Here is a 24,819-nt window from a genome sequence, read left to right on the forward strand (position 1 = left end):
CACATCAAAAGGAAAATTTCTGTAATTTAACGGATGCATTTCTCGAATAAACTGCTTAATTATCCGCAATTAAATCGATTTGATTGACTGGGAGTACCATCATGGCAAGAGACACGGCGAAGCTTGAAGCAACGGTCGCAAAGCTGAAGAAACATTGGGCGGAATCTGCACCAAAAGACATGCGTGCCGCATTCAAAGCCGATCCAGGCCGTTTTGAGCGCTATTCGCTGTCGCTTGACGATCTGCTGTTTGACTGGTCGAAGGCCCGCGTCAATGATGAAACGGTTGCACTTCTGACCGAACTTGCTGAGGCTGCTGATGTTGAAGGCCGCCGCGCTGCAATGTTTGCAGGTGAGCACATCAACAACACTGAAGACCGCGCCGTTCTGCATGTGGCGCTTCGCGACACGACTTCGAAGGAAGTGCTAGTCGATGGCCACAACGTCCTGCCGGATGTGAAGGAAGTGCTCGACCGTATGGCTGCCTTCTCCGATGGCATCCGTTCAGGTTTTGTCACAGGTGCAACAGGCAAGAAGATCACCGACATTGTCAATATCGGGATCGGCGGTTCCGATCTCGGCCCGGTCATGGCGACGATTGCGCTTTCGCCTTATCATGATGGCCCACGCGCACATTATGTGTCGAACATCGATGGCGCGCATATTGCCGACACGATCAATGTGCTTGATCCGGCAACGACACTGATCATCGTCGCGTCGAAGACCTTCACAACCATCGAAACCATGACCAACGCGCAGACTGCACGCAAATGGATTGCAGATGCGCTGGGCGAAGATGCCGTTGGCGCACATTTTGCTGCCGTCTCGACCGCGCTTGATAAGGTTGCCGCATTCGGTATCGGCGAAGAGCGCGTCTTTGGTTTCTGGGATTGGGTCGGCGGTCGTTATTCGGTCTGGTCGGCGATTGGTCTGCCAGTGATGATCGCTATCGGTGCAGATAATTTCCGCAAGTTCCTTGCGGGCGCACATTCGATGGACGTGCATTTCCGTGATGCACCGCTGGAAAAGAACCTGCCAATCTGGCTCGGCCTTATCGGCTATTGGCACCGCGCTATCTGCGATTATTCGAGCCGCGCAGTCATCCCTTATGATCAGCGTTTGGCGCGTGTTCCAGCCTATCTCCAGCAGCTCGACATGGAATCGAACGGCAAGAGCGTGACGGTTGATGGCAAGCCGGTTTCCGGCCCAACAGGCCCGGTTGTTTGGGGCGAGCCTGGTACCAATGGTCAGCACGCTTTCTTCCAGCTGCTGCATCAGGGCACTGACACCATTCCGCTTGAATTCATCGTTGCGGCAAAGGGCCATGAAAAGCATCTCGATCATCAGCACGAAATGCTGCTCGCCAACTGCCTTGCGCAGTCGGAAGCCTTGATGAAGGGCCGCACGCTTGATGAAGCCCGTGCTCAGCTCGAGTCTAAGAAGTTGCCCGAAGCGGAAGTCGAACGCATTGCACCGCATCGCGTATTCTCCGGCAATCGTCCGTCGCTCACCCTTGTTCACGACAAGCTGGACCCGTTTGCCTTTGGTCGCCTGATCGCTCTTTACGAACATCGCGTGTTCGTGGAAGCGCAGATTTTCGGCATCAATGCGTTTGACCAGTGGGGCGTGGAGCTTGGCAAGGAACTTGCAACCGAGCTTCTTCCAGTTGTTTCGGGTGCTGAGTCTGCCGAAGGCAAAGACGCTTCGACAGTGGGTCTCGTTGCGCATTTGCATGCACGCCGCAAAGCCTGATATTACAAACAGGTGGATAAGGATAAAGCCGGGTTTCACACCCGGCTTTTTTTCCGTCTAGGTATGAAGTGCTGAATGAAAATGGGAACTGAAATGAAGACCGAGATTATCGAGTTTGCCGGCGATGTACCGGGTAACGCCATTGAACTGCGTGTGCTGCGCTTTGCAGGCAAAGACAGCGATGCACCGACCGCCTATCTGCAATCGTCGCTGCATGGCGGTGAATTGCCGGGACAGGCTGCCCTGCATTTTCTCGTTCCGATGCTGAAAAAAGCATCTGAAGAAGGCCGCATTCTCGGCAATATCACGGTTATCCCACAGGCAAATCCGATTGGCTCGAACCAGTGGCAGGCACATCAGCATCTGGGCCGTTTCGAGTTTTTCTCGGCGGTTAATTTCAATCGCGCTTTCCCGCTGCTGCCGGATTTCGACACGTCTGAATTGCCCGGCCCGGACGCGCCGGTAGCGCTTGCACAGCGTTTGAAAAGCACACTTCTGAAGCTTGCTCTCGAAAATGATATTGTGCTCGATCTTCATTGCGATGATGAAAGCGAAAACTACGTCTATATCGCCAAGGAATTTGTGGAAGACATGAAGGATCTGGCCGTGGCGCTCGGCTCGACCGCGATCCTCGCATGGGACACGACAGCGGACGCAGCCTTCGAGGAAGCCTGCGCACATCCTGTTCTTCAATTGCCTGCCGACAAGCGCAACATGAAGCGCCGCGCCGTCACTACGGTTGAATTCCGGGGCTTAAGCGATGTCTATGCTGACATGGGCAAAGGTGATGCCGAAGGCCTTTACAAGTTCCTCGTCCATCGTGGTGTCATTGTCGACGAAAGCGTAAAGCTCGATCTCGACTACAAGGGCCTCATCACGCCGCTTGAAAATGTAGAGATGCTGCGCGCGCCGGAAGGCGGTATGGTGCTTTATCATGTGGTTCCGGGCGATGTGGTGGAAGCGGGTGCAAAGCTTGTGACCGTCGTGACCCGTCCGGGTGAACCGGAAGGCGACATTACGCTGACCGCGCCGCAGGCAGGCCGTATCCTCACCCGCCGCACACTGCGTTATGTGCGCCGTGGCGACGATCTGCTGAAACTGCTTGGCTCAAAGCCATCGGCAGTCAAGAAGCGTTCCGGTGCGTTAGAGGCATGAGTGCATCCCTTTCCTCCGAAAAGTTGAAATCAATCCGTGCCATCCTGTTCGATAAGGATGGCACATTGATCGATTTTGACCGCACATGGTTTACCGTGTCTTGGAACCTCGCACAGCGCACCGCCAATGGCGATGAGCATCGTGCACGCTCGCTGCTCGACGCTGGCGGTTATGACTGGGAAGCATCGCGTTTTCGCGCCAATTCGGTGATTGCTGCCGGTACGGTCGAAGACATCGTTCAGCTCTGGCACCCGGAAATTGACGAGGCTGGTTTCAAAGCCAAAATCGCTGAGTTTGATAGTTATACGGTTGCTGAAGGTGCGCGTTCTGCGGTTGCAATTGAAGGCTTGAAGGAAACCTTGGAAACCCTTCGCGAGATGGGTTTTATCCTTGGCATTGCGACTAACGATTCAGAAGCGGGCGCCCATGCCACAGCCAAGGCGCTGGGGATCGACCATTTGTTTGACGTCGTGATCGGGTATGACACGGCAGAGCGCCCAAAGCCATTTGCAGACCCATTGATCTATTTTGCGAAAAAAGTGGGCCTCGAACCGGGCGCAATCGCCATGGTGGGCGACAATCTGCACGATCTTGAAACGGCACATGCTGCAAAAGCTGGTCTCGGCGTTGGCGTTCTGTCTGGCAACAGCCCACGCGAAGCGCTTGAGCCTCATGCCGATGTGGTGCTTGGTTCCATCGCTGACTTGCCAGCTTTGTTCAAATGATCCTGGCTGGATGGTAAAACTCCATCCAGCAACCATTCTGTCATTTCCGGCCAAAGACTTTGAGAAAATCGCGAGCGGAAAAAGCCGAGATGACCGATTGGCTGGCCGCCAGTGTTGGCTGGTGAATACCAGCGCTGCTCAATCGGCGCGCTGGTATGATAGCTTAAAAAGTGACTGACGGCGCGCCGCGTTCCCCATGGATCATCTTCCAGTCCGACTGCAAGAACAGGCGTTTTGACCTTGGCCAAAAGCTCAGCTGCGCCAAGCTGCGGATCGTCAAAGAAATAGTTCTTCATCCGGCACCACCGCGCCCAATCGCGGAATACCGATCCGGGGATCGGCTCACCATTCATCCAGCGCGGCATACTAGGTGTGAGGTAGGAGACAGGCACGCCAACGATATTCATGCGTGGCCAGAGCCATTTATCGTCCAGAAGATGCACTGCACCCGACATGGTTGCCACCATGCCATAACGTGAGAAACCGCTGGAACAATCAGAAATGCCCAATGCCTGTCCGCCAAACGATTGGCCGATGCCAACCGTCTCATGTCCTGGCGCAACTGCCTGCAAACAGCGGAGTGCGGCAGGAAAATCCTTAACGGCCCAATCTTTGAAACGGATTTCGGGCACTGCCTTGCGGGCACGGCGGGAAGCGGCGACGCCACGATAATCGTAAGTTAGAACCGCGCGCGCACCGTTGGCGACGAGGTGCTTGGCAAAGGCGGAATAAAAGCCTTGCGGCACGGCGGTTGCCGATGAAATCAGCACAAGGGGCTTTCTGCCTTCGCCGTGAAACAGCTGCCCACAAAGTGGAAAGCCGTCGCTGGCTTCAAAGGTGACTTCTTCAATCATCAGCCCATTCTCTTTGACACAATGCTCTACCGTCTGCGGCTCAGCAGAGCCGCAGTTTGTCATCCTTAATGATTGAGACTGTTTAGTCTCTCAGTTCACGACGCAGGATTTTGCCGACATTGGTTTTCGGCAGTGCGTCACGGAATTCGACTTCACGCGGACGCTTATAGTTGGTGAGGCGCTGGGCGCAGAAGGACTTCACATCTTCCTCCGTCAGGTTAGGATCGCGGCGCACCACGTAGAGCTTCACGACTTCACCTGAATGTTCGTTTGGAATGCCAACGGCTGCCGATTCCACGATGCCGGGATGTTCCGCAGCCGCTTCCTCGATTTCATTCGGATAGACGTTGAAGCCGGAAACAAGGATCATGTCCTTCTTGCGGTCAACGATCTTGGTGAAGCCGTTTTCGTCCATGAAGCCCATATCGCCGGTACGGAAGAAACCGTCTGGCATGATAGCGCGGGAAGTTTCATCGGGGCGGTTCCAGTAACCCAGCATCACCTGCGGACCGCGAACACAAATCTCGCCCACTTCACCAAGCGGCTGATCCTTGCCGTCATCATCACGAATGACAATATCGGTCGATGGCATCGGAAGACCAATGGTCCCGCTAAACTCGGTCGCATCAAGCGCATTGGCTGAAGCAACAGGCGAGGTTTCGGAAAGGCCATAGCCTTCCGTTATGTGACAACCGGTCATTTGCTGCCAGCGTTCAGCCACAGGGCGTTGCACCGCCATACCGCCACCCAGTGTGAGAATAAGCGGTTTGAAATTCAACGCTTTGAATTCATCATTGTTCATCAGGGCATTAAACAGGGTGTTGAGGCCCGGAAAAATATGAAACGGATATTTCTGCAGTTCTTTGACGAATGCAGGAATATCGCGCGGGTTGGGAATGAGGATATTGCGCGCGCCAAGCTTCATGCCGATCATCGCGTTCACGGTCAGCGCGAAGATATGATAGAGCGGCAATGCGCAAACGAAGTTGAGTTCCTTCGGTTTGCCCTTGTTCTGGAAGGCTACATCCATCCAGAGCTGCATCTGCTCAACATTGGCGAGAATATTGGTGTGGCTGAGCATTGCGCCTTTGGAAATGCCTGTGGTGCCGCCGGTATATTGCAGGAAGGCGAGGTCGGAATTGCCGACCGGAACCGGGTTGAAGGATTTGCCGCGCCCCTGCGCCAGCGCATCCTTGAAGCGCACATGGCCCGGAATATTCCATGCTGGCACCAGCTTCTTTACCTTGCGCACCACCAGATTGATGATGTGGCCTTTAAAGCCATGCATATCACCCATCGTGGCAACAATAATGTTCGGTACATGGATGGAAGCCAGTGATTTTTGAACCGTCGCTGCGAAGTTTTCGAGCACAACCAATGCTTTTGCACCAGAGTCGTTTAGCTGATGCTGAAGCTCGCGCGGTGTATAAAGCGGGTTGACGTTGACGACGACCAGACCGGCACGAAGAATTGCAGAGATAGTAATAGGATATTGCAGAATATTTGGCATCATGACGGCGACGCGGTCGCCCTTGACCAATCCACGCGACTGAAGCCAGGCAGCAAGCCCGCGCGAGTTTTCGTCCAGATCCTTATAGGATAGATCCTTGCCCATGCAGGTGAATGCCGATCTGTCTGCAAACTGACGGCACGCATTGGAGATCATGTCGCCAATCGAAGTGGCTTTGCTCAGATCAATCTCATGCGGAACGCTTTTCGGATAGGATTTCAGCCAAATCTTATCCAGTGCAGGTGATGCTTCAGCTGCAGTGCCCACTGCTGAGCTCGACGTGGTTTTGGTTTCTGTTGCCTTTTTTACCATGCCTTCTCCCCGGATTGCTCCGTCCGTTGTTTGAGCAGCAAGCCCGCCACCCTTCTCCCAATGATGCCAGATCCTCAATAAAGGAAAGGCACGCTCCTCAAAAATTAATGTGGTCGACTTTCGTCGTAATCGCAAGAGTTACATTGACGTAAGCGTAAATTAAAATTTGAGAGAACGTCTCTCCCAATAATTACGGAGAGGGGTTCACGATGCGGTGAGGGAATGTCTATTGGAGATACAAAGTGCAGCTTTACGCGACAGGAACCGGCTCGCGGCGCATGGATTTCATCATGGTTTTGATGGTTTTTCCGCCATCGCTGACCAGATCGAACCCGCGTTCACTTCTGAGCCATTCATTGAGCAGGCCACCCAATACGGCGAGCAGGATTTGTGCGGCTGAAAGGGATGTCCATTCGCTGGAAAGCTCTCCGCGTCGTTCTGCAACTTCGAGCAGTCCTGTAAAAAGCGAAAGCACATTCGCGCGTGCTTCTTTTAGATGCTCAACAAGCGGAGCGATCTCGCCGACATATTCACAACGTTGGTGGATGATCGTGAATAGATTCTGCTGCCGCTCATTGGTGATGAACAGTTCAAGTGCTGTCAGGATCGACTGTTCAAGAACATAAAGAGGATTGGGATGGTCACAGGCCGCCGCCTGTAGCATAATCTCTTCATGTGGGAAGCGAGTGCGGTTGATTAGCGCTTGAAAAATGTCGAGCTTGTCGTGAAAATGGAAGTAGATCGCACCGCGTGTCACACCAGCATGACCCGCAATCTCCATCAGAGTAGATTGCGTTAAACCGCGTTCCAGAAAGACATGCTCGGCGGCCGTCAGAATAGCATCACGGGTTTCCGCGGCCTCGGCTTTGGTCCTGCGCATTCGGGTTCTTTCGATATTCCAAGGTGAATAAAAACCCCAAAGCCGTCTCGGGATTTTACTTCACAATTGGGATAAATCATTCGTGATATGTAACATTAGGTGATTGACTATAACACGGTAATTCGTATTTACAAACATTCGTGTATGTTTATTCGGCCGCACCGTGCGACATCAAGGGCAACTCCCATTATGACCATGAACCGTTCTATTCGGCTTTTTGCGGCAGGAGCCGCATTTTTCATTATTGCAGGACAGTCTGCCTATGCGCAGGCACCAGGAGGGGCTACGCCACCACCTCCGCCGGTCACTGTTACAGAACTCAAGGCGCAGAACGTTTCAGTCCCTTATGAATATGCCGCTCGCGTGAGCGCATATCGTGATGTTCAGGTGCGTGCTCGCGTTGGCGGCATTCTTTTGCATCGCAACTTTATTGAAGGCACGGAAGTCAAAGCAGGCGACGTGCTTTTCGAGATCGATCCGGCACCATATGAGGCGGAAGCTGCTCGCGCACAGGCGCAGGTTGCGCAGGCTGAGGCAACCTATCAGCAGTCGATCCGCGATGCGGAACGGGCTGAGCAGCTCGTTCAGCAGAAGGTGCAGAGCACAGCCGTCCGTGATACTGCCCTGGCGACACGAGACCTTAACAAGGCTGCAGTTGCGGCTGCCAAGGCGCAGTTGCGCACGGCAGAACTGAACCTGAGCTATACCAAGGTTACAGCGCCCATCAGCGGCATCACGAGTCTCGAACAGGTTTCCGAAGGCAGTCTGATCGGTACGGATGCTTCGTCGAGCCTGCTGACATCGATCACCCAGATCAATCCGGTTTACGTCAACTTCTCCTTCACGGACTCGGAAGCTGCGGAAATCCGCAAGCTGCGTGAAGCACGCGGAGCGACGGGACAGGATGCGGATCGTCTGCGCATTCGGATTCTGTTTGGTGACGGCGATGCCTATGACCATGAAGGCACCATCGACTTCACATCCTCATCGCTCGATACGGAAACCGGAACACTTGGTGCCCGTGCTGTCGTTGACAATCCTGATCAGCGCTTGATCCCAGGTCAGTTTGTCCGCGCATCGATCCTTGGCGTAACCATCGACAACGCAATTCTGGTTCCAAAAGCAGCCCTGATGCAAAGCCCGCAAGGTCAGTTCGTCTATGTTGTGAACAAGGAAAACGTTGCGGAAGTTCGGCCAGTTACGGTTTCCCGCGAACTGACGGATGCATGGCTTGTGAGCAAAGGCGTTCAGGCTGGCGACCGTATCATCACCGAAGGCGTGATCAAGGCGGCCCCGGGCAAAACGGTTCAGCCGGTTGAAGCTTCAGCTGAGAAGGCTGCAGGCGAAGCTGGAGCAGAGGCCGGAAAAGAACAGGCGGCAGACAAGCAATGAATAGATTCTTCGTCGACCGTCCGGTTTTCGCGGCGGTCATCTCCATCATCATTGTGCTGGCAGGCCTCATTGCGATGCGGATCCTGCCTGTCGCGCAATATCCCGAGCTGACGCCGCCCCAGGTTGTCGTTAGCGCGACCTATCCGGGCGCAAGTGCTGAAACGGTCACGCAAACCGTTGCGGCACCGCTTGAGCAGCAGATCAATGGCGTCGAGAACATGCTTTATATGCAGTCCTCGAGCCTTGGCAGCGGCACCATGCAGCTGACCGTGACCTTTGCTCTGGGCACCGATCCGGATCAGGCAACGATCAACGTCAACAACCGTGTGCAGCGTGCAACTTCGTCTCTGCCGCAGGAAGTGCAGCGTCTCGGCGTGACCGTCGATAAGCGCTCCAGCACCATTCTCGGCATGGTGGCGATGTTCTCCACCACGGATCGCTATGACCGTACCTATGTTGGTAACTACGCGCTTTTGAACGTCATCGACGACCTCAAGCGCCTTACTGGTGTGGGCGATGTTCAGCTTCTCGGCAACATCGATTATTCGATGCGCGTCTGGCTGCGTCCGGACAAGCTTGCACAGTATAATCTGACACCAACCGATGTTCAGACGGCAATTCAGGAACAGAACGCACAGTTTGCGGCAGGTCGCTTTGGCGATCAGCCTGATCCGCAGGCAGGGCCGTTTACTTACACGGCAACAACGCAAGGCCGTTTGCCGGACGCATCAGCGTTCGAAAACATCATTCTTCGTTCCGACAAGAATGCTGCAACGCTGCGTCTTAAGGACGTTGCCCGTGTGGAACTGGGTACAGAAAGCTATCTGGTAGATAGTGCCCTCAATGGCACTCCAGCTGTTCCGATTGCGATTTATCTGCAGCCGGGCGCCAACGCGCTCAACACGATGGAGCTTATTCAGAACCGCATGGCGGAGCTGAAGGCAAGCTTCCCTGAAGGCATCGACTATTCGGTTCCATTCGATACGACCAAGTTCATTAAGGTCTCTGTCGAGGAAGTGATCCATACTTTCATCGAGGCTATCATCCTCGTTGTTCTGGTGGTCTTCATCTTCCTTCAGAACTGGCGTGCAACGCTTATTCCAGTCATCGCGGTTCCGATCTCGATTATCGGTACATTCGCGGGAATGTATGTGCTTGGCTTCTCCATCAACCTGCTGACATTGTTCGGCCTGGTTCTGGCGATCGGTATCGTCGTGGACGACGCCATCGTGGTGTTGGAAAACGTCGAACGCATTATGACGACCGAGAAACTGCCGCCGCGCGAAGCTGCCATCAAGGCAATGAGTGAAGTGACGGGGCCGGTTATCGCGATTGTTCTGGTGCTCTGCGCCGTGTTCATTCCGGTCGCCTTCATGGGCGGTCTGGTTGGCGAAATGTATAAGCAGTTCGCTGTTACGATTGCGATTTCCGTGACGATCTCCGGTATCGTGGCTTTGACGCTGACGCCCGCACTCTGCGCGCTGATCCTGAAGCCCGGCCATCATGAGCCGATGCTGCCATTTCGTATCTTCAACCGCTTCTTCGACAGTTTGACGCGCGGTTATACCAACGGCGTGCGCTTCTTCCTGAAACGCGCTGCTATTGGCTTGCTGATTTTTGCAGGTCTGTTGGGCGGTACATATTATCTCTTTGAGAAAGTACCGGGATCGCTTCTGCCAGACGAAGATCAGGGCTTCCTGTTCAGTGTGGCCATCCTACCGCCAGCGGCATCGCTGGAGCGCACAAGTGCGGTTCTTCATGAGGCCAGCGAAAATATTCGTAAGCATCCCGCGGTAGAAAGCGTGTTTGAAGTCTCCGGCTTCGACCTGCTCTCGGGTGGTCTTAAGACCAGTGCCGGTACGATGTTCATCATGCTCAAGGACTGGAAAGAACGCACGACGCCGGATCTCGACGCGCGCAATCTGCCCGGTGCAATCATGGGTATGAATGCGGGCATTCAGGATGGTCTGGTTCTGGCATTCAACCCACCTCCGATCATGGGTCTCAGCACGACCGGCGGTTTCGAACTTTACGTGCAGGATCGTACGGGTGGCGGTGTTGAATCGCTGACTAATGCGACCAAGCTTCTGACAGATGCCGCGGCCAAGCGCCCGGAACTGACGGGTGTGCGCACAACGTTTGATCCGAACGTGCCGCAGTATGATATCCAGCTTGACCGTGAAAAAGCCAAGGCGATGGGCGTGCCGATCAATTCGGTCTTCACCGCCATGCAGGCGACCTTCGGTAGCGTTTACGTCAACGACTTTACGCTTTATGGCCGCAACTATCAGGTCAATCTGCAGTCGGAAGCCGAGTTCCGCCGCGACCCGAGCGATTTGAAGCATGTGTTTGTGCGCGCCGATTCTGGCAGCATGATCCCGCTGAGCGCACTGGTAACGGTCAAGCGCGTTGTTGGCCCTGATCAGCTTGAACGTTTCAACGCGTTTAATGCGGCTAAGGTCACGGGTAATCCGGCACCGGGTTACACGTCGGGTGACTCGATCAAGGCGATGCAGGAAGTGGCTGCTGAAGTGCTCCCGCAGGGCTATCAGATTGCATGGACTGGCTCTGCCTATCAGGAAGTCACGACAAGCGGCAGCGGTAGTCAGGCTATGATCTTCGGCTTGCTTATGGTGTTCTTGATCCTTGCCGCCCAGTATGAACGCTGGAGCCTGCCACTGGCAGTCATTACCGCTGTGCCTTTCGCGATCTTCGGTGCGTTGCTGGCAACTGATCTGCGTGGTCTGACCAACGACGTCTACTTCCAGATCGGTCTGGTGACGCTCATAGGTCTCGCGGCAAAGAACGCGATTCTGATCGTGGAATTTGCAGTGTTGCAACGCGAAGAGGGTAAGTCAGCCATCGAAGCTGCTGCTGAGGCTGCTCGCCTGCGCTTCCGTCCGATTGTGATGACGTCGCTGGCGTTCATCCTTGGTGTGGTTCCGCTGGCAATCAGCTCTGGTGCAGGTTCGGCAAGCCGTCACTCGATCGGTACCGGCGTTATCGGTGGTATGTTGGCTGCGACCTTCATCGCGACCTTCTTCATTCCGATGTTCTATAGCCTGATCGCACGCAAGCCGCCTAAAAAGCGTCCTGATGATGTAGCTGGAGCGCCAGCGCCTGTGCAGCAGCAGGCAGCACATGGCGACGAGAGCGGTGCGACGCACTAAAAGTGATCAGCCCCGGCATATTCCTACGGATGTGCCGGGGTTAGAGAATAAGAAAAAGCCCCGCTCTCAAGCGGGGCTTTTTGTTGAATGCCGTAAGGCGCCAACGGAGCATCTGATGACTCAAGCGCATCCTATGGCCCATCATTATTTGGAAGCTTATGTGCGAAGTCTACCAAGCGCTATCCGCACCTGTTCGCTACGCTTCGTCAAAATCCATCGCCATCTACAGGCTCGTGACCGACAATCTATCTCGGGATCACCTGACTTTCTTAGAAATGCGTCATTATGCTTTGAGCAATCGCCCAAAGGATAATTGCTGCAGGAACAGTCAGGCACGCCAGAAAAATCCCAAAGAACACATAGGTTGCTTCATTCGGCGACCGCTGGGTCTGTGCAGGAGACTTGTGCCAATGAGTGCTGATGCCTTGGTACATGTATAATTCCTCCTTCTCCTCGATTTTGATTATCGATTAAAAGAAGAATTCTTCAAGAACAAATAAACATATGGATTTATTGGGAAAATGTGATATAAGGCGACACGAAATTACATAATAAGACGCGATTTAGCGCTTTATTTTCCTGAAAATCTAATTCAATATTTTGATTTCAAATAATTTTACTTATGTACTGTAAGTATCGAATGGTCGGAAATTTCAATAATCACTGAAAATTCGCGGTGCTGCGTTCCCGTTGATGCGACAAAATGGCACGAAATTCTGCGGCGTACGTCGGTCAAAGAGTTGGCATGAACGGGCGTAATCCGCCGCACAGATGATTCTGCCACGCGATTCATGCGCAGCTGTTGCAGGTCTTAATCAATAGAAGCTGGTTGGGAAGTAGCGCAGATAGAGCTCTGTGAGTTTGCCCTGCTGCTGTAATGACTGCAACGCACTGTTAAAAGCGATTGCCAGAGCAGCATTCTTTTGAGCGACAGCAATTGTCAGACCTGAGCCAAGATATTGCGGTGCCAGATATGGCCCGTCTGTGAAGACGCAGCAATCATGAGCCTGATCACTTTCAAGCCAGAATGACAGCGACATGCCGTCATCAAAAGCAGCGGTGATCTCACCTTTTTGCAGTGAAGCTAAGAGAGCAGCTCGGTCGGGAAATGATTTGGCAACGGCTTGTGGAAAATATGCTTTTAAAAGCTGTTCATGCGCAGAGCTTGCTACAATGCCAATGTCTTTGCCGCGTGTTGAAATCGCCGCAGGTTCGGAAAAGCTATTTGCTTTTTTGGTTATGAAGCGTGCGGGAAAGCGCATATAGGCGCGGGTGAAAACGAATTTCTGCTGGCTTTGTGCATTGACACTCAAGCCTGCGATGATTGCTTCCGCTTCACCACTTTCCAGTTTGGCTTCAAGTTCATTCCAGGGCACAGCCTCGATCTGGCATATGTCGCTCAATCCCATCTGACTGCAGAGCGCTTTCGCAAGGTCAATATTGTAGCCTGAAAGTTGTCCGGCTTCGTTAAGTGCATTGAAGGGCGGGAAATCGAGCGTCGTCACGAAGCGCAGTCGATTAAGTCCCTGAAGGGATGGCAAGGCCAGCCTTTCCTTCTGGTTGAAGAAGTCAGGTGCCTTGGGCGCGGGCTGGGCGCCGACGGAGATGCCGCTGGCAAGCCAGCAAGCTGCAACCGCTATGCTCAAAAGGTGCCGTTTCATTGGAGCCTTGTGTAAGCAATATCTGATAATTTCACGTTAATAGAGCCTATGTGGAAAACTATGCAATGAATTTGAATGGGTTGGCATTAATTTGACCGTAAAGATCCTGAATATAGTCAGAGTTAAATAATTCTGTTTCAATTTAAAATAGAATGAAATAAATATCTATATAGAGGGGTTATTTTCTAAATACATAATTTAGTTAAATAAATAATCCTCATAGAGCATTATAATAAATATTAGTGAAAAATAAAAATAGTCCATTAGTAGTGCGGGGGTACTATGAGTAACGGATCGATTGCTTCCGATCTGGGGATATGCACGGCCATATCTGCCAGATTGGAGCGACGCGGTGTGTCGCGTGATTGCCTGACGAAAGCCTATGAAGCATCCATCATCAACGGGACAAGCTTTTGCGCCGAAATTTCGCATCAGCGGGGTGTTTCAGAGACGTTGTTGTTTGAAGCAATAGCCGACTATCTCGAATTGACATTCACAGAGGAGGTCCTCTCGTCACGCGTCATTGTTACGGGTGAAGAGACATCGGCGATTTTTACGGAGCCGGGACAATTGACGGTGCTCGGAAAGGACGGCACTTCCTATCTTTATCTCGCCCCTACTGAAAGTCGTATTGCAAAACTGCGCGACCATATTCAGCAAACACCAGAACTGCGAGAGCGGATTAGAATTTCCACACCGTCGGTCATCAAGAAGATTCTTCGCCAGCGCCATCAGAAGGATTTGATCGCGCGGGCGCATGGAATGACACCACAGCTGTTTTCAGCAGCCCGGGTCCTTGAAACGCCACAGGCTTTCATCATTGCAATGGGGCTTTATGCGTTTATTGCAAGTTTCGTGAATTGGCCGTCAAAAACTATTCTATTCCTGCACGTCTGTCTGACATTGTTCTTTTTCGGCTGTGTACTCATCCGCCTCTTCGCAGCGGTTTCAAGCCGTCGTCTGCGTTTTCCAGAAATCGTGCCGTTTAATCGACGCGACTTGCCGGTCTACTCTGTTCTGGTACCGCTCTATCGTGAACAAGCAGTTGTGGGGCAACTAATTGCTTCGCTGGAGAGGCTTAACTGGCCGCGCAGCAAACTCGATATCAAACTTGTCTGCGAGAGAGACGATTTTGATACCATCGGGGAAATCAGGGCGAGGGCTCTTCCATCAAATTATGAGCTGGTTCTTGTTCCAACAGGCGGTCCGCGCACCAAGCCGAAGGCGTTGAACTATGCGCTTCAATTTGCACGCGGCGAAATCATAGCCGTCTTCGATGCAGAGGATCGTCCTCATCCAGATCAGCTGCTTGAGGCATGGCAGGCGTTTCAGCGGGGTGGCGATCAGCTTGCTTGCGTTCAGGCGCCTTTGATTATCGGAAACTTCCGGCAAAACCTGCTCACGCGTATGTTTGCATTTGAATATGCCACACTGTTCCGTGGGTTGTTGCCATGGCTTGCTTCCCAAGGATTGGTTATCCCACTGGGCGGCACATCCAATCACTTCCGCCGTTCATGCCTTGACCAGGTTGGTGGGTGGGACGCCTATAATGTCACCGAGGATGCCGATCTTGGAATGCGGCTCGCTCGCTTTGGTTACGGTATCGATGTTATCACGCGGGGCACCGTCGAAGACGCGCCGGTTGACTATTCGGTCTGGCATAAGCAGCGCACGCGCTGGATCAAAGGCTGGATGCAGACATGGCTCGTTCATGGACGTAATCCATATGCCACCTGGCGCGAGCTTGGCTGGTGGCGCTTCGTCGTCAACCAGATTTACACCTTGGGTATTATCGGTTCGGCGCTTCTGCATCCATTCATGCTGGTGACCGTGCTGGTTCTTGCAGGGTTTATGCTGTTTGGCCCTCTCGATTCCCAAAACCAGTGGCTGTTGCGCATTGATATGATCAATATCATGCTGGCCTACCTGAGTTTCTATGTGCTTGGATCGAAGACTATGGAGCCGACGGAATTAGGCGGTTATGCCTATATTCTCGCCATCCCAGCCTATTGGGTCTTGATCTCAGTTTCGGCATGGCGAGCTCTGTGGCAGCTGGTGTGGAAGCCGCATCTCTGGGAGAAAACACCACACCAGCCAAGCACGTTCTATTTGCCGGAATCGGATGCCGCCGGTGTTTTGGAAGCAAGAAACTCAGCGCCTCGTCCGATAATGGATTGATCTTCGGGGCCGATGGCTTCGAGATCACGCCCTTCATAAGGCAAACTCAGGAGAATGCGCCGGATTGCAGCCAATCTGGCGCGTCTCTTATCGTTGGATCGAATAATCGTCCATGGCGCGTAACCGCTATCTGTGCGCTCGAGCATGACATACAGCGCTTTGGAATAGTCATCCCAGCGTGAAATGCCCGCAACATCCATCGGTGAGAATTTCCAGCTTTTCAGTGGGCTGTGGCGGCGCTCATGGAAACGCTTGAGCTGCATTTCCTGTCCGATATCCAGCCAGAACTTGAACAGGTGGATACCTTCGGTGACGATCATCCGCTCGAAATCAGGCGTTTCCGTCAGAAACGTTTCAAGTTGCTCGGGCGTACAGAACTGCATGACGCGCTCAACACCTGCACGGTTATACCAGGAACGGTCGAAGGTGACGAATTCACCGGACGTGGGGAAGAGCTGTACGTAGCGCTGAAAATACCATTGACCGCGCTCGGTTTCAGTGGGCTTTGGCAAGGCGACATTGCGCGCAGTTCTGGGGTTCATGAACTGCCGGATGGTGAAGATTGTTCCACCTTTGCCAGCAGCATCCCGCCCTTCAAAGACGCTGATTACCCGTCCACCGGTACTTTGCAGCCAGTATTGCATTTTGACGAGCTCGATTTGAAGCCGCTCCAGCGTTTCCTCATAATCCTTCGATTTCATTTTATCAGGATAAGGATATCCGCCAGATTGCAGAGCCTGGTCATCAATCCAGTCCGGAAGCTTGGGATCGTTGATATCGAACTTGTGGGTGTCGCCTTCGATTTTGATCTTCAGAGGCTTGTCGCCGGATTTTGAATTGTCTTTTTCCGCTTTCTTTTTGTTAGCTGTCTTTGAACTGTCACCCACGGCAAGCTCCTTTGGTTTATATAAAGGCACGTTTACGCAGTGCCCGCCGAACCTAGTGCATGCCGCAGAAATTGGGAAACCGTCTTCGCGGGGAAATCAGTTTACTGGGCTGATTTCTAATCCCGCTACGATCCGGTGACGACATGCGCAAGAACAAGGACTTAAAGCGCATCATTTGGAAATGATAAAATGCGATACGCTTTAATGCATGATATGGGCTGTTTATAAGCCGCGTAAAGGATCGTTGACCCGCTTTCGGGACAATTACATGCGTAAGGTAAATGGCTTGCGCGCTGTCTGAATTGAGAGATTTGAGAATGAGTGAAAGCAGCAACCAACCTTCTCCCGGTTCCGAGCCAGAGGAAACCCTCTTTGCTCCGCTTCTCAGGGTCAAGGGTGTGCTTATTGCCAGCATGGTGTTGGTGGTTTGCATCATGGTGCTGGAGTTGCCCTTGTGGTTTCGCATCCTTTTGATGGTTCTGGTCGTCGTTGGCGCCATCTGGGTCGCAAGCGCCACGCGCGATGACCCTGTTGAGGAAAAGCTGCAGGATGAACATCCCGTCAATGAAATGGCTGGTGTTTCCGGTGAGCGGCTTGCCGATCTTTTGACCGATCCGATGATTGTATTTGATCAGCGTGGAACTGTGCTGTTCGCAAATGCTGCAGCGCTCAGTGCCTTCCAGTCACTTGAAAAAGATACAGGTCTTTATCTGCGGTTTCGTGCTCCGGAAATGCACGCACTTATTCAAGGCGTGATTGCTGACGGTGAGCCGCGCAGCATAGATTATTTCGAGCGTGTGCCGATTGACCGCTGGTATAAGGCGATGGTGAAGGCTCTAAGGGATGCATCGGGCCAACCGGAACTTTTCGTTCTTTTGTTCCGCGATCAAAGCGAAACACGTCGCATCGACCGTATGCGTTCGGACTTTATCGCTAATGCAAGCCACGAGTTGCGCACGCCGCTTGCCTCACTGCTTGGGTTCATCGAGACGCTGCAAGGCCCGGCTCGCAATGACGCAGGCGCACGCGAGCGCTTTCTGGGTATCATGCAGAAGCAGGCCGAGCGCATGTCGCGTCTGATTGACGATCTGCTTTCTCTCTCACGTTTGGAGATGCGCGCGCATTTGGCTGTGAGCGAATGTGTGGATATGACCGCTGTGCTCAATCACGTAGCCGACACGCTGACACCTCTCGCCGCGGGTCTTGATGTCGTCATTGAGCGGCACTTCCCGGATCATCCGGTGAATGTGACTGGCACCAGAGATGAACTTATCCAGGTTTTCCAGAACCTCGTTGAAAATGCCTGTAAGTATGGGCAGGGCGGCAAACGTATCATTCTAAGCCTGGACGAAGAGAGTAGCGAAAATGCCTCGGAAGTTGTAGCTTCGGTGCAGGATTTTGGTCCGGGCATTGCTGCCGAGCATCTCCCGCGTCTGACCGAACGCTTTTACCGCATCGATGTCGAAACAAGCCGCGCTCAAAAGGGAACAGGTCTGGGACTTGCTATCGTCAAGCACATCCTCGCTCGCCATCGCGCCCGCCTTGTTGTGCGCTCGCAGCTTGGCGAAGGTTCTACCTTTATGGTCCGTCTGCCCAAGCGGGCGTAGGCAGATCATCCATGCTTCTTATAGCATTTCCAGCAAAAGTGCGAAGCGGTTTTGCGTAGGATAATGCGTAAAAACAAATAGTTACAGCGGTTCCAACGATTCTTTCTTAACTGGAACCGCTGTAACGGACAGTTGGTAGCCGCCTTGAGCAGAGAGAGAGCAAAGAAAAAACCCCGGAGCGGAAACGCTGTCGGGGTTTAAATTTATTGGACGCTGGTAAAGGAGATTAGCGCGCGCGACGACGTTCCGCCGTCGGCTGGAAAGCCAACTTCGAATGATAGCTGCAATATGGGCTGGATTCACCGGATTCACTGCCGCAGAAGTGGAAATCTTCATTGAGCGGATCGCCAATCGGCCACTTGCAGGTGCGCTCGCTGAGCTGCAGAAGCGTCAGCTTACGGGAGATTGGAACAACAACGTCTGACGCTGGGCGTACGACGCGTTCTGTTACGGCATCTGCAACGTACTCCATCTGAAGCGCGGTTGCGCCGACGGTCTGCGTGACAGTTGCTGTGCGAATGGTTGTGGTCGCCTGTGGGCGGCTTGCACCATTGCTATGGGTGGTTGCTGCAGGACGCGGGGTCGCTGCAACGGTATTTACTTTTTTACTGCGTGGGGCTGCGGTCGTGGTCTTACCACGACCCGAAAGCTTCAGGCGGTGCACTTTGCCGATCACTGCATTGCGGCTGACGCCGCCAAGCTGCGCTGCGATCTGGCTTGCACTCAAGCCTTCGTTCCATAATTTCTTTAGCAGTTCGACGCGCTCATCTGTCCAGTTCATCGCCCTGGGCTCCAATCAGTTTTCGTTATCCGGAATCCACCAGCGTCCCCGGATTGCTCCAGGCACAAACACTATATCTATCCGGGTGACTAGGTCCGCCGTACGAAATGTAGTTTTTTACTTTAAATAGAAACTACAATACCGAACGACTCCATGACAAGGGATAGCCTTGCCAGGCGGATTCCATTTTTATGGTTTTCCCCAACTTGGGTGCTAAAGACGGTTTTTCTGAGTCAGCTACGCGTATTTCGCGGTGCATTTCAGAGGGGTTTCCCGTCGGGGAAGACATCTGGCGTCTATATATCGACCCGATCTGCAAAATGCCACCCCTGCAACTGCATAGGTGCCATCTTAATCCCGCTCTTTATAATGTGAGCTTCCCGCATGAACTCATGCATAAAGATGCATGATTATCCGGGTGGGCTTTGATTGACATTTTTTTTGCGAGCGCCAATATACGCGCGGGATTAAATATTGCCGCCCTGAGGGCGGTTTTTTATTTCCGCCGGGAGGACCATGCAAAGACATGTGATCCCCGAACCCGCCAGTGAACGATTGCGTTCATGTGCGGGACATCAACACAATGGGAAACGCTGCCTGACCGGCCCTAGCCGGAGGCGCTGCATTTAAAAGGCTAATGGAGGCCTGACTGCAATGACCGACGTTACGACTGTGCAACCGCTCTACGACACTTACAATCGTGCGGCTCTGCGCTTCGAGCGAGGTGAGGGCATCTGGCTTATTACCGAAGGCGGCGACCGTTATCTCGATTTCGCAGCTGGCATCGCGGTTAACTCGCTGGGCCACTCCCATCCGCATCTGGTTAATACGCTTAAAGAGCAGGCTGACAAGCTCTGGCACCTGTCGAACCTCTATGAAGTTCCTGGTCAGGAAAAGCTTGGCAAACGTCTCGTAGATGCGACTTTTGCGGACAAGGTATTCTTCACCAATTCCGGTGCTGAAGCGCTGGAATGCGCGATCAAGACCGCGCGCCGCTATCATTATGTAAACGGCAATCCTGAGCGCTTCCGCGTCATCACCTTTGAAGGCGCGTTCCACGGCCGTACGCTGGCAACGATCGCTGCTGGCGGTCAGGCTAAGTATCTCGAAGGTTTTGGCCCGAAGGTCGAGGGCTTCGATCAGGTTCCATTCGGCGATGAAGCGGCGCTGCGTGCCGCAATCACCGAAGAAACTGCAGCAATTCTGCTTGAGCCTGTGCAGGGCGAGGGCGGTCTGCGCGGCTTCCCTGAAGAATTCATGCGTCTTCTGCGCAAGATCTGCGACGACAAGGGTCTTCTTCTGATCCTTGACGAAGTGCAGACCGGCGTTGGCCGTACCGGCAAGCTTTTTGCCCATGAGTGGTCGGGCATCACGCCAGACATCATGGCAGTCGCAAAGGGTATCGGCGGTGGCTTCCCAATGGGCGCTTGCCTTGCAACAGCAGAAGCTGCCAAGGGCATGGTGGCTGGCGTTCACGGCACGACCTACGGCGGCAACCCGCTTGCTATGGCTGTTGGCAATGCCGTGCTGGATGTCGTGCTGGCTGACGGCTTCCTTGAAAACGTGCAGGAAACTGCGCTGGCCATGAAGCAGGGCCTTGCCTCGATCATCGATCGTTTTCCGAACGTTATTTCGGAAGTACGCGGTCGCGGCCTGTTGATGGGCATCAAGTGCGTGGTTCCTAACGTGAACCTTATTCAGGCTCTACGTGATGAGCATCTGCTCAGCGTTGGCGCTGGCGACAATGTCGTTCGTATCCTGCCTCCGCTGGTTACGACGCCTGAAGAGGCCCGTGAAGCACTGGCACGCATTGAAGCGGCCGTTGAACGGCTTTCCGTCGCAAATCCGATCAGCAAGACGGCATAAAATCATGGCGAACAACGGTATCAAGCACTTCATCGATTTATCGACAGTTCCATCATCGGAACTGCGTGTCATCATGGAAGACGCCAAGGCCCGCAAAGCACGTCTGAAGGCTGGCGAGATCGAAAAGCCTTTCGCTGGCAAGGTTCTGGCGATGATTTTCGAAAAGCCGTCCACCCGTACCCGCGTATCGTTTGACGTCGGTATGCGTCAGCTCGGCGGTGAGACGATCATGCTCACGGGGTCGGAGATGCAGCTCGGTCGCAGCGAGACGATTGCGGACACCGCTAAGGTGCTTTCGCGCTATGTTGACGCGATCATGATCCGCACGACATCGCATGATCGTATGCTGGAATTGGCCGAATACGCGACTGTTCCAGTGATTAATGCACTGACCGACGACACACACCCTTGTCAGATCATGGCTGACGTTCTTACATATGAGGAACATCGCGGCTCGATCAAAGGCAAGACCTTTGCCTGGATGGGGGACGGTAACAACGTCCTGCATTCGCTTGTGGAAGCTGCGGCGCGTTTTGATTTCAACGTCAATATCGCAACGCCGGAAGGCAGCGAGCCGAAGCAGCAATATATTGATTGGGCAAAGGCAAACGGCGCGAAAATCCTGTCCACAGTAGACCCGGACAAGGCAGTGAACGGTGCAGATTGCATCGTCACAGACACCTGGGTTTCGATGGGGCAGGAAGATCACGCTCGCGGCCATAATGTTTTCATGCCCTATCAGGTCAATGCGCATCTGATGGCTAAAGCTGACCCGAAGGCGCTTTTCATGCACTGCCTGCCCGCACATCGCGGCGAGGAAGTGACCGACGAAGTGATCGACGGCCCGCAATCGGTCGTATTCGATGAAGCTGAAAACAGGCTCCACGCCCAGAAGGCCATTCTGGCATGGTGCCTGCAAGGAGCATAATTTGGCTGACAAGACCAGCATTGAGCATAACGAAGAAGAAGTCGTTCAGATCGACCTGAATAACTTCGACTTCGCGGGCGATGACGCCGTTGTGCCCTTCCAGGTGGAAGGGCTCGACGTGCGCGGTCGCGCCGTTCAGTTGGGTGCAAGCATCGACGCTATTCTCAAGCGTCATAACTATCCGGAAACAGTTGCACGCCTGCTGGCAGAAGCGACTGTGCTCACGGTTCTGCTTGGCACGTCTCTGAAATTCGAAGGCAAGTTCATCTTCCAGACCCAGTCCGACGGACCTGTCGATATGCTGGTCGTGGATTTCCGTACACCGCGTTCGGTGCGTGCTTACGCGCGTTTTGATGCCGAGCGCGTCGCGGAGGCGGTGAGCGCAGGCAAGACACGTCCGGAAGAACTGCTTGGACGTGGCACGCTTGCTTTTACGGTTGACCAAGGTTCCCACACGCAGCGCTATCAGGGCATTGTGGCTCTCGATGGATCGACGCTGGAAGAGATCGCACGTACCTACTTCCGCCAGTCGGAGCAGATTGCAACCGATATGAAGCTAAGCGTTGCAAAGCTCGTTGAGCGCGGCAGCGACGGCAAATTGGTCGAACGTTGGCGCGCCGGTGGCTTGATGATCCAGTTCCTGCCGGAATCCGAAATTCGGTCACGCATGCCGGACCTTCCGGGTGGCGATGGCGACGAAAACACAGTTGTTCTCGACCTTGAAGACGACGGCTGGGATGAAGCGCGCTCGCTGGTTGGCACGATTGAAAGCTCGGAACTGACCGACCCGCAGGTTGGCTCGGAACGTCTGCTTTATCGTCTGTTCCATGAGCGTGGCGTTCGCATCTATGAGGCGATCCGGGTTGTCGATGATTGCGCTTGTTCGCGCGAGAAGATCGAAGGTGTCTTTTCAAACTTCTCGGCTGAAGAAATTCAGGATAGCGTCGAGGATGGCAAGATTTCGGTTACGTGCGAATTCTGCTCCAAAACCTATGAGTTTGATCCTGCACAGTTTGCGAAATAAACAAGCGCATCCCGAAAAAGCGCGACGCGGTTTTCGGGATATGTGACGAATGAAAAAGGCGCTTCAATAGAAGCGCCTTTTTTAATTCAGCGTGCGGCGGGCTTCTGGAATATCCAGCGAGAAAGCCGGAATATCGACTTCAAAGGCATTCCCGTCGGAAGCCTGCATTTGATATCGCCCAACCATGACACCGGATGTCGTGCTCAAGGGGCAGCCTGAAGAGTATTGATAAGAGTCGCCGGGATTAAGCGTCGGCTGTTCGCCGATAACGCCTGCGCCCTGTACTTCTTCAATATGGCCATTGCCGTCTGTGATCTGCCAGTAACGCGAGCGCAACTGTACAGTCTGAGATGAATTGTTGGCGATTGTGATCCGGTAGCCCCAGACATAGCGGTTGTCTTCTGGCTCGGACTGGTCTTCGAGATAAAACGGTTCAGCCGTTACTTCGATACCCCGCGTTACCGCTTTGTACATACGCACCCGCCTTTGAATCGCATCAAGTCTACTTGTCTCACCTATCGCTAAAGTTGCGCGGGAGGTCAACGAGTTGATGCCGACAAAAGCAGCGCAATTGCCGAAATGTTCCGGCAATTGCGTCGTTTATGAATCGTTTTGCGGTCGAAAGCTGCAAAATTAGTCGATTTTTGTTATCGAGCGGCAGCTAGCGCTTCCAGTACATCCTCAACCAGATCATCCTGATCTTCGAGACCAACAGAGATACGCAACATACCGTCAGAAATACCGAGTTCCGCGCGGGCTTCGTCTGTGAGGCTCTGATGCGTAGTTGTGGCGGGATGAGTGATGATGCTTTTTGCATCGCCCAGATTGTTGGAAATGCTGAAGACCTGCAGCGCATTTTCAAACTTGAACGCAGCCTCCTTGCCGCCTTCGAGTTCCAGCGCGATTAGCGTCGAGCCGCCGGTCATCTGCTTAGCGATGATATCGGCTTGTGGGTGATCAGCGCGGCCCGGATAAATGACCTGTTTCACACCTGCCTGACCGGCAAGCGCATCGGCAACGGCTGCAGCCGACTGTGTCTGCTGACGCACGCGAACACCGAGCGTTTCGAGGCCTTTGAGCATGATCCATGCATTAAATGGGCTCATACCCGGGCCGGTATGACGGAAGTAAGGCTGGAGAACTTCTTCAGTCCACTCCTGATCGGAAAGAATGATCCCGCCAAGACAACGGCCCTGACCATCAATATGCTTGGTGGTCGAATAGACGACGATATGCGCGCCGAGCTCCAGTGGCTTCTGGTAAAGCGGCGTCGCAAACACGTTGTCGACGATCAGCTTTGCGCCGATTTCATTGGCAATGTCAGCAACAGCAGCAATGTCTATCACTTCGAGCGTCGGGTTCGACGGGCTTTCGAGCAGCATCACTTTGGTGTTTGGGCGAACAGCTGCTTTCCAGTTTTCGATCTTCGAGCCGTCGATAATTGAGAACTCAACGCCATAGCGCGGCAGCAGCGTTTCAATAATGTAACGCGACGACCCAAAGACGGCGCGTGCGCAGATGACGTGTTCTCCAGCCTGTACCTGACAGAGAATGGAGGCGGCGACCGCCGCCATACCAGAGGTGAAGGCGCGCGCATCTTCGGCACCTTCAAGCGCACACATGCGCTTTTCAAACATGTCTGTGGTTGGGTTGGCATAACGCGAATAGATGAAACCCGGGTCTTCGCCTGTGAATCGCGCTTCAGCGGCTTCTGCCGTCGGGTAAAGAAAGCCCTGCGTCAGATAGAGGGCTTCGGACAACTCTGCAAAGCCCGAACGCAGCGATCCTGCATGAACGAGCTGAGTTGCCGGGCGTAACTTACGGGTAGTCTTATTCGTCATTTTTTCCAACCTGTCGAAAGCTGGTCGGCCGGGGCCTGGAAATGCCTCGGCGGCCAATAAAAAACCGGCCTCGCGAACACGCAAAAGGCCGGTAACGAACCGCGGCCTTATTTTAGCGAATTCTTTAACGTGGCTGCAAGCCGGCCGGCCAAATCACCACGGAACACTTTTTCCTTATGCCTCTTGGGCAGGGTCGTCAATGCTTGGAAGGTCAGTTTTCAGGAAAAGAGCTGCCGGTGAAAGGTGCTTGGCCTCTGATTCCTGCGGAAAACCCCGAAACCAAGGGCTTTGAGGGTT

At 53.5% G+C, this 24,819-nt stretch carries 17 protein-coding genes, 1 pseudogene and 1 riboswitch; of the genes and pseudogenes, 10 read left to right on the plus strand and 8 right to left on the minus strand.

From position 1 onward, the window contains the following. Positions 1–101 precede the first annotated feature (101 nt). The 3 genes from pgi to KMS41_01410 all read left to right on the plus strand — a co-directional run bounded on the left by pgi (position 102) and on the right by KMS41_01410 (position 3,631). The gene (gene pgi, locus KMS41_01400; protein QWK77930.1) at positions 102–1,751 is read left to right on the plus strand and encodes a glucose-6-phosphate isomerase; all 1,650 of its coding nucleotides are present in this window, start codon (positions 102–104) and stop codon (positions 1,749–1,751) included. A gap of 93 nt (positions 1,752–1,844) precedes the next feature. Continuing rightward, entirely contained in the window at positions 1,845–2,906 is a 1,062-nt protein-coding gene (locus KMS41_01405; protein QWK77931.1) for a succinylglutamate desuccinylase/aspartoacylase family protein, read from the plus strand. Then, positions 2,903–3,631: an HAD family hydrolase gene (locus KMS41_01410; protein QWK77932.1), complete on the plus strand. Its 729-nt coding sequence runs from the start codon at positions 2,903–2,905 to the stop codon at positions 3,629–3,631. Before KMS41_01405 ends, KMS41_01410 begins: the two co-directional genes overlap by 4 nt. An 11-nt stretch (positions 3,632–3,642) precedes the next feature. Here the strand turns inward: KMS41_01410 and KMS41_01415 are convergent. From KMS41_01415 to KMS41_01425, 3 genes and pseudogenes are all read right to left on the minus strand, one after another. Next, positions 3,643–4,485, minus strand: a pseudogene (locus KMS41_01415) (esterase). A gap of 82 nt (positions 4,486–4,567) precedes the next feature. Further along, on the minus strand, positions 4,568–6,232 hold the full coding sequence (locus tag KMS41_01420; protein ID QWK78735.1) for a long-chain fatty acid--CoA ligase: 1,665 nt from the start codon (positions 6,230–6,232) through the stop codon (positions 4,568–4,570). A gap of 325 nt (positions 6,233–6,557) precedes the next feature. After that, positions 6,558–7,187, minus strand: a complete 630-nt coding sequence (locus tag KMS41_01425) for a TetR family transcriptional regulator (GenBank protein QWK77933.1) — start codon at positions 7,185–7,187, stop codon at positions 6,558–6,560. 189 nt (positions 7,188–7,376) lie between these two features. Between KMS41_01425 and KMS41_01430 the strand changes: the two genes are divergently transcribed. Continuing rightward, the gene (locus KMS41_01430) at positions 7,377–8,579 is read left to right on the plus strand and encodes an efflux RND transporter periplasmic adaptor subunit (protein ID QWK77934.1); all 1,203 of its coding nucleotides are present in this window, start codon (positions 7,377–7,379) and stop codon (positions 8,577–8,579) included. Next, complete coding sequence (locus tag KMS41_01435) at positions 8,576–11,749, plus strand: multidrug efflux RND transporter permease subunit (GenBank protein QWK77935.1); 3,174 nt, start codon at positions 8,576–8,578, stop codon at positions 11,747–11,749. Before KMS41_01430 ends, KMS41_01435 begins: the two co-directional genes overlap by 4 nt. Positions 11,750–12,564: 815 nt before the next feature. Here the strand turns inward: KMS41_01435 and KMS41_01440 are convergent. Beyond that, complete coding sequence (locus KMS41_01440; GenBank protein ID QWK77936.1) at positions 12,565–13,410, minus strand: transporter substrate-binding domain-containing protein; 846 nt, start codon at positions 13,408–13,410, stop codon at positions 12,565–12,567. A gap of 282 nt (positions 13,411–13,692) precedes the next feature. On the opposite strand from KMS41_01440, the gene KMS41_01445 reads away from it, so the two are divergent. Next, complete coding sequence (locus KMS41_01445) at positions 13,693–15,588, plus strand: glycosyltransferase (protein ID QWK77937.1); 1,896 nt, start codon at positions 13,693–13,695, stop codon at positions 15,586–15,588. Here KMS41_01445 and ppk2 read toward each other — a convergent pair. Then, the gene (gene ppk2, locus KMS41_01450) at positions 15,516–16,475 is read right to left on the minus strand and encodes a polyphosphate kinase 2 (GenBank protein QWK77938.1); all 960 of its coding nucleotides are present in this window, start codon (positions 16,473–16,475) and stop codon (positions 15,516–15,518) included. The two genes, KMS41_01445 and ppk2, sit on opposite strands and share 73 nt — an antisense overlap. Positions 16,476–16,792: 317 nt before the next feature. On the opposite strand from ppk2, the gene KMS41_01455 reads away from it, so the two are divergent. Then, positions 16,793–18,082, plus strand: a complete 1,290-nt coding sequence (locus KMS41_01455; protein QWK77939.1) for a PAS domain-containing protein — start codon at positions 16,793–16,795, stop codon at positions 18,080–18,082. Positions 18,083–18,308: 226 nt separating this feature from the next. On the opposite strand, the gene KMS41_01460 is transcribed toward KMS41_01455, so the two are convergent. Then, the gene (locus KMS41_01460; protein ID QWK77940.1) at positions 18,309–18,863 is read right to left on the minus strand and encodes a GcrA family cell cycle regulator; all 555 of its coding nucleotides are present in this window, start codon (positions 18,861–18,863) and stop codon (positions 18,309–18,311) included. A 654-nt stretch (positions 18,864–19,517) separates the two neighbouring features. Here KMS41_01460 and KMS41_01465 point away from each other — a divergent pair. Genes KMS41_01465 through KMS41_01475 form a run of 3 tightly spaced genes read left to right on the plus strand, consistent with a single transcriptional unit; the run spans position 19,518 to position 22,681 of the window. Further along, entirely contained in the window at positions 19,518–20,729 is a 1,212-nt protein-coding gene (locus KMS41_01465) for an aspartate aminotransferase family protein (protein ID QWK77941.1), read from the plus strand. A gap of 4 nt (positions 20,730–20,733) precedes the next feature. Continuing rightward, entirely contained in the window at positions 20,734–21,657 is a 924-nt protein-coding gene (argF, locus tag KMS41_01470) for an ornithine carbamoyltransferase (protein ID QWK77942.1), read from the plus strand. A 1-nt stretch (position 21,658) separates the two neighbouring features. Further along, on the plus strand, positions 21,659–22,681 hold the full coding sequence (locus tag KMS41_01475; protein QWK77943.1) for an Hsp33 family molecular chaperone: 1,023 nt from the start codon (positions 21,659–21,661) through the stop codon (positions 22,679–22,681). 81 nt (positions 22,682–22,762) lie between these two features. Here the strand turns inward: KMS41_01475 and apaG are convergent, their stop codons facing one another. Beyond that, on the minus strand, positions 22,763–23,155 hold the full coding sequence (gene apaG, locus KMS41_01480) for a Co2+/Mg2+ efflux protein ApaG (protein QWK77944.1): 393 nt from the start codon (positions 23,153–23,155) through the stop codon (positions 22,763–22,765). Positions 23,156–23,328: 173 nt separating this feature from the next. Further along, positions 23,329–24,522 carry an O-succinylhomoserine sulfhydrylase gene (locus KMS41_01485; protein QWK77945.1) on the minus strand — a complete coding sequence of 398 codons (1,194 nt, stop codon included), beginning with the start codon at positions 24,520–24,522 and terminating at the stop codon, positions 23,329–23,331. Between the two features lie 89 nt (positions 24,523–24,611). Next, a riboswitch (SAM riboswitch) is annotated at positions 24,612–24,692 on the minus strand. Positions 24,693–24,819 lie beyond the last annotated feature (127 nt).

Source organism: Ochrobactrum sp. BTU1 (genome assembly GCA_018798825.1).
Taxonomy (GTDB): Bacteria; Pseudomonadota; Alphaproteobacteria; order Rhizobiales; family Rhizobiaceae; genus Brucella.

Coding starts and splice junctions, on each gene's coding strand:
- pgi (QWK77930.1), top strand. CDS start 102: ATGGCAAGAGACACGGCGAAGCTTGAAGCAACGGTCGCAAAGCTGAAG.
- KMS41_01405 (QWK77931.1), top strand. CDS start 1,845: ATGAAGACCGAGATTATCGAGTTTGCCGGCGATGTACCGGGTAACGCC.
- KMS41_01410 (QWK77932.1), top strand. CDS start 2,903: ATGAGTGCATCCCTTTCCTCCGAAAAGTTGAAATCAATCCGTGCCATC.
- KMS41_01425 (QWK77933.1), bottom strand. CDS start 7,187: ATGCGCAGGACCAAAGCCGAGGCCGCGGAAACCCGTGATGCTATTCTG.
- KMS41_01430 (QWK77934.1), top strand. CDS start 7,377: ATGACCATGAACCGTTCTATTCGGCTTTTTGCGGCAGGAGCCGCATTT.
- KMS41_01435 (QWK77935.1), top strand. CDS start 8,576: ATGAATAGATTCTTCGTCGACCGTCCGGTTTTCGCGGCGGTCATCTCC.
- KMS41_01440 (QWK77936.1), bottom strand. CDS start 13,410: ATGAAACGGCACCTTTTGAGCATAGCGGTTGCAGCTTGCTGGCTTGCC.
- KMS41_01445 (QWK77937.1), top strand. CDS start 13,693: ATGAGTAACGGATCGATTGCTTCCGATCTGGGGATATGCACGGCCATA.
- KMS41_01455 (QWK77939.1), top strand. CDS start 16,793: ATGAGTGAAAGCAGCAACCAACCTTCTCCCGGTTCCGAGCCAGAGGAA.
- KMS41_01460 (QWK77940.1), bottom strand. CDS start 18,863: ATGAACTGGACAGATGAGCGCGTCGAACTGCTAAAGAAATTATGGAAC.
- KMS41_01465 (QWK77941.1), top strand. CDS start 19,518: ATGACCGACGTTACGACTGTGCAACCGCTCTACGACACTTACAATCGT.
- argF (QWK77942.1), top strand. CDS start 20,734: ATGGCGAACAACGGTATCAAGCACTTCATCGATTTATCGACAGTTCCA.
- apaG (QWK77944.1), bottom strand. CDS start 23,155: ATGTACAAAGCGGTAACGCGGGGTATCGAAGTAACGGCTGAACCGTTT.
- KMS41_01485 (QWK77945.1), bottom strand. CDS start 24,522: ATGACGAATAAGACTACCCGTAAGTTACGCCCGGCAACTCAGCTCGTT.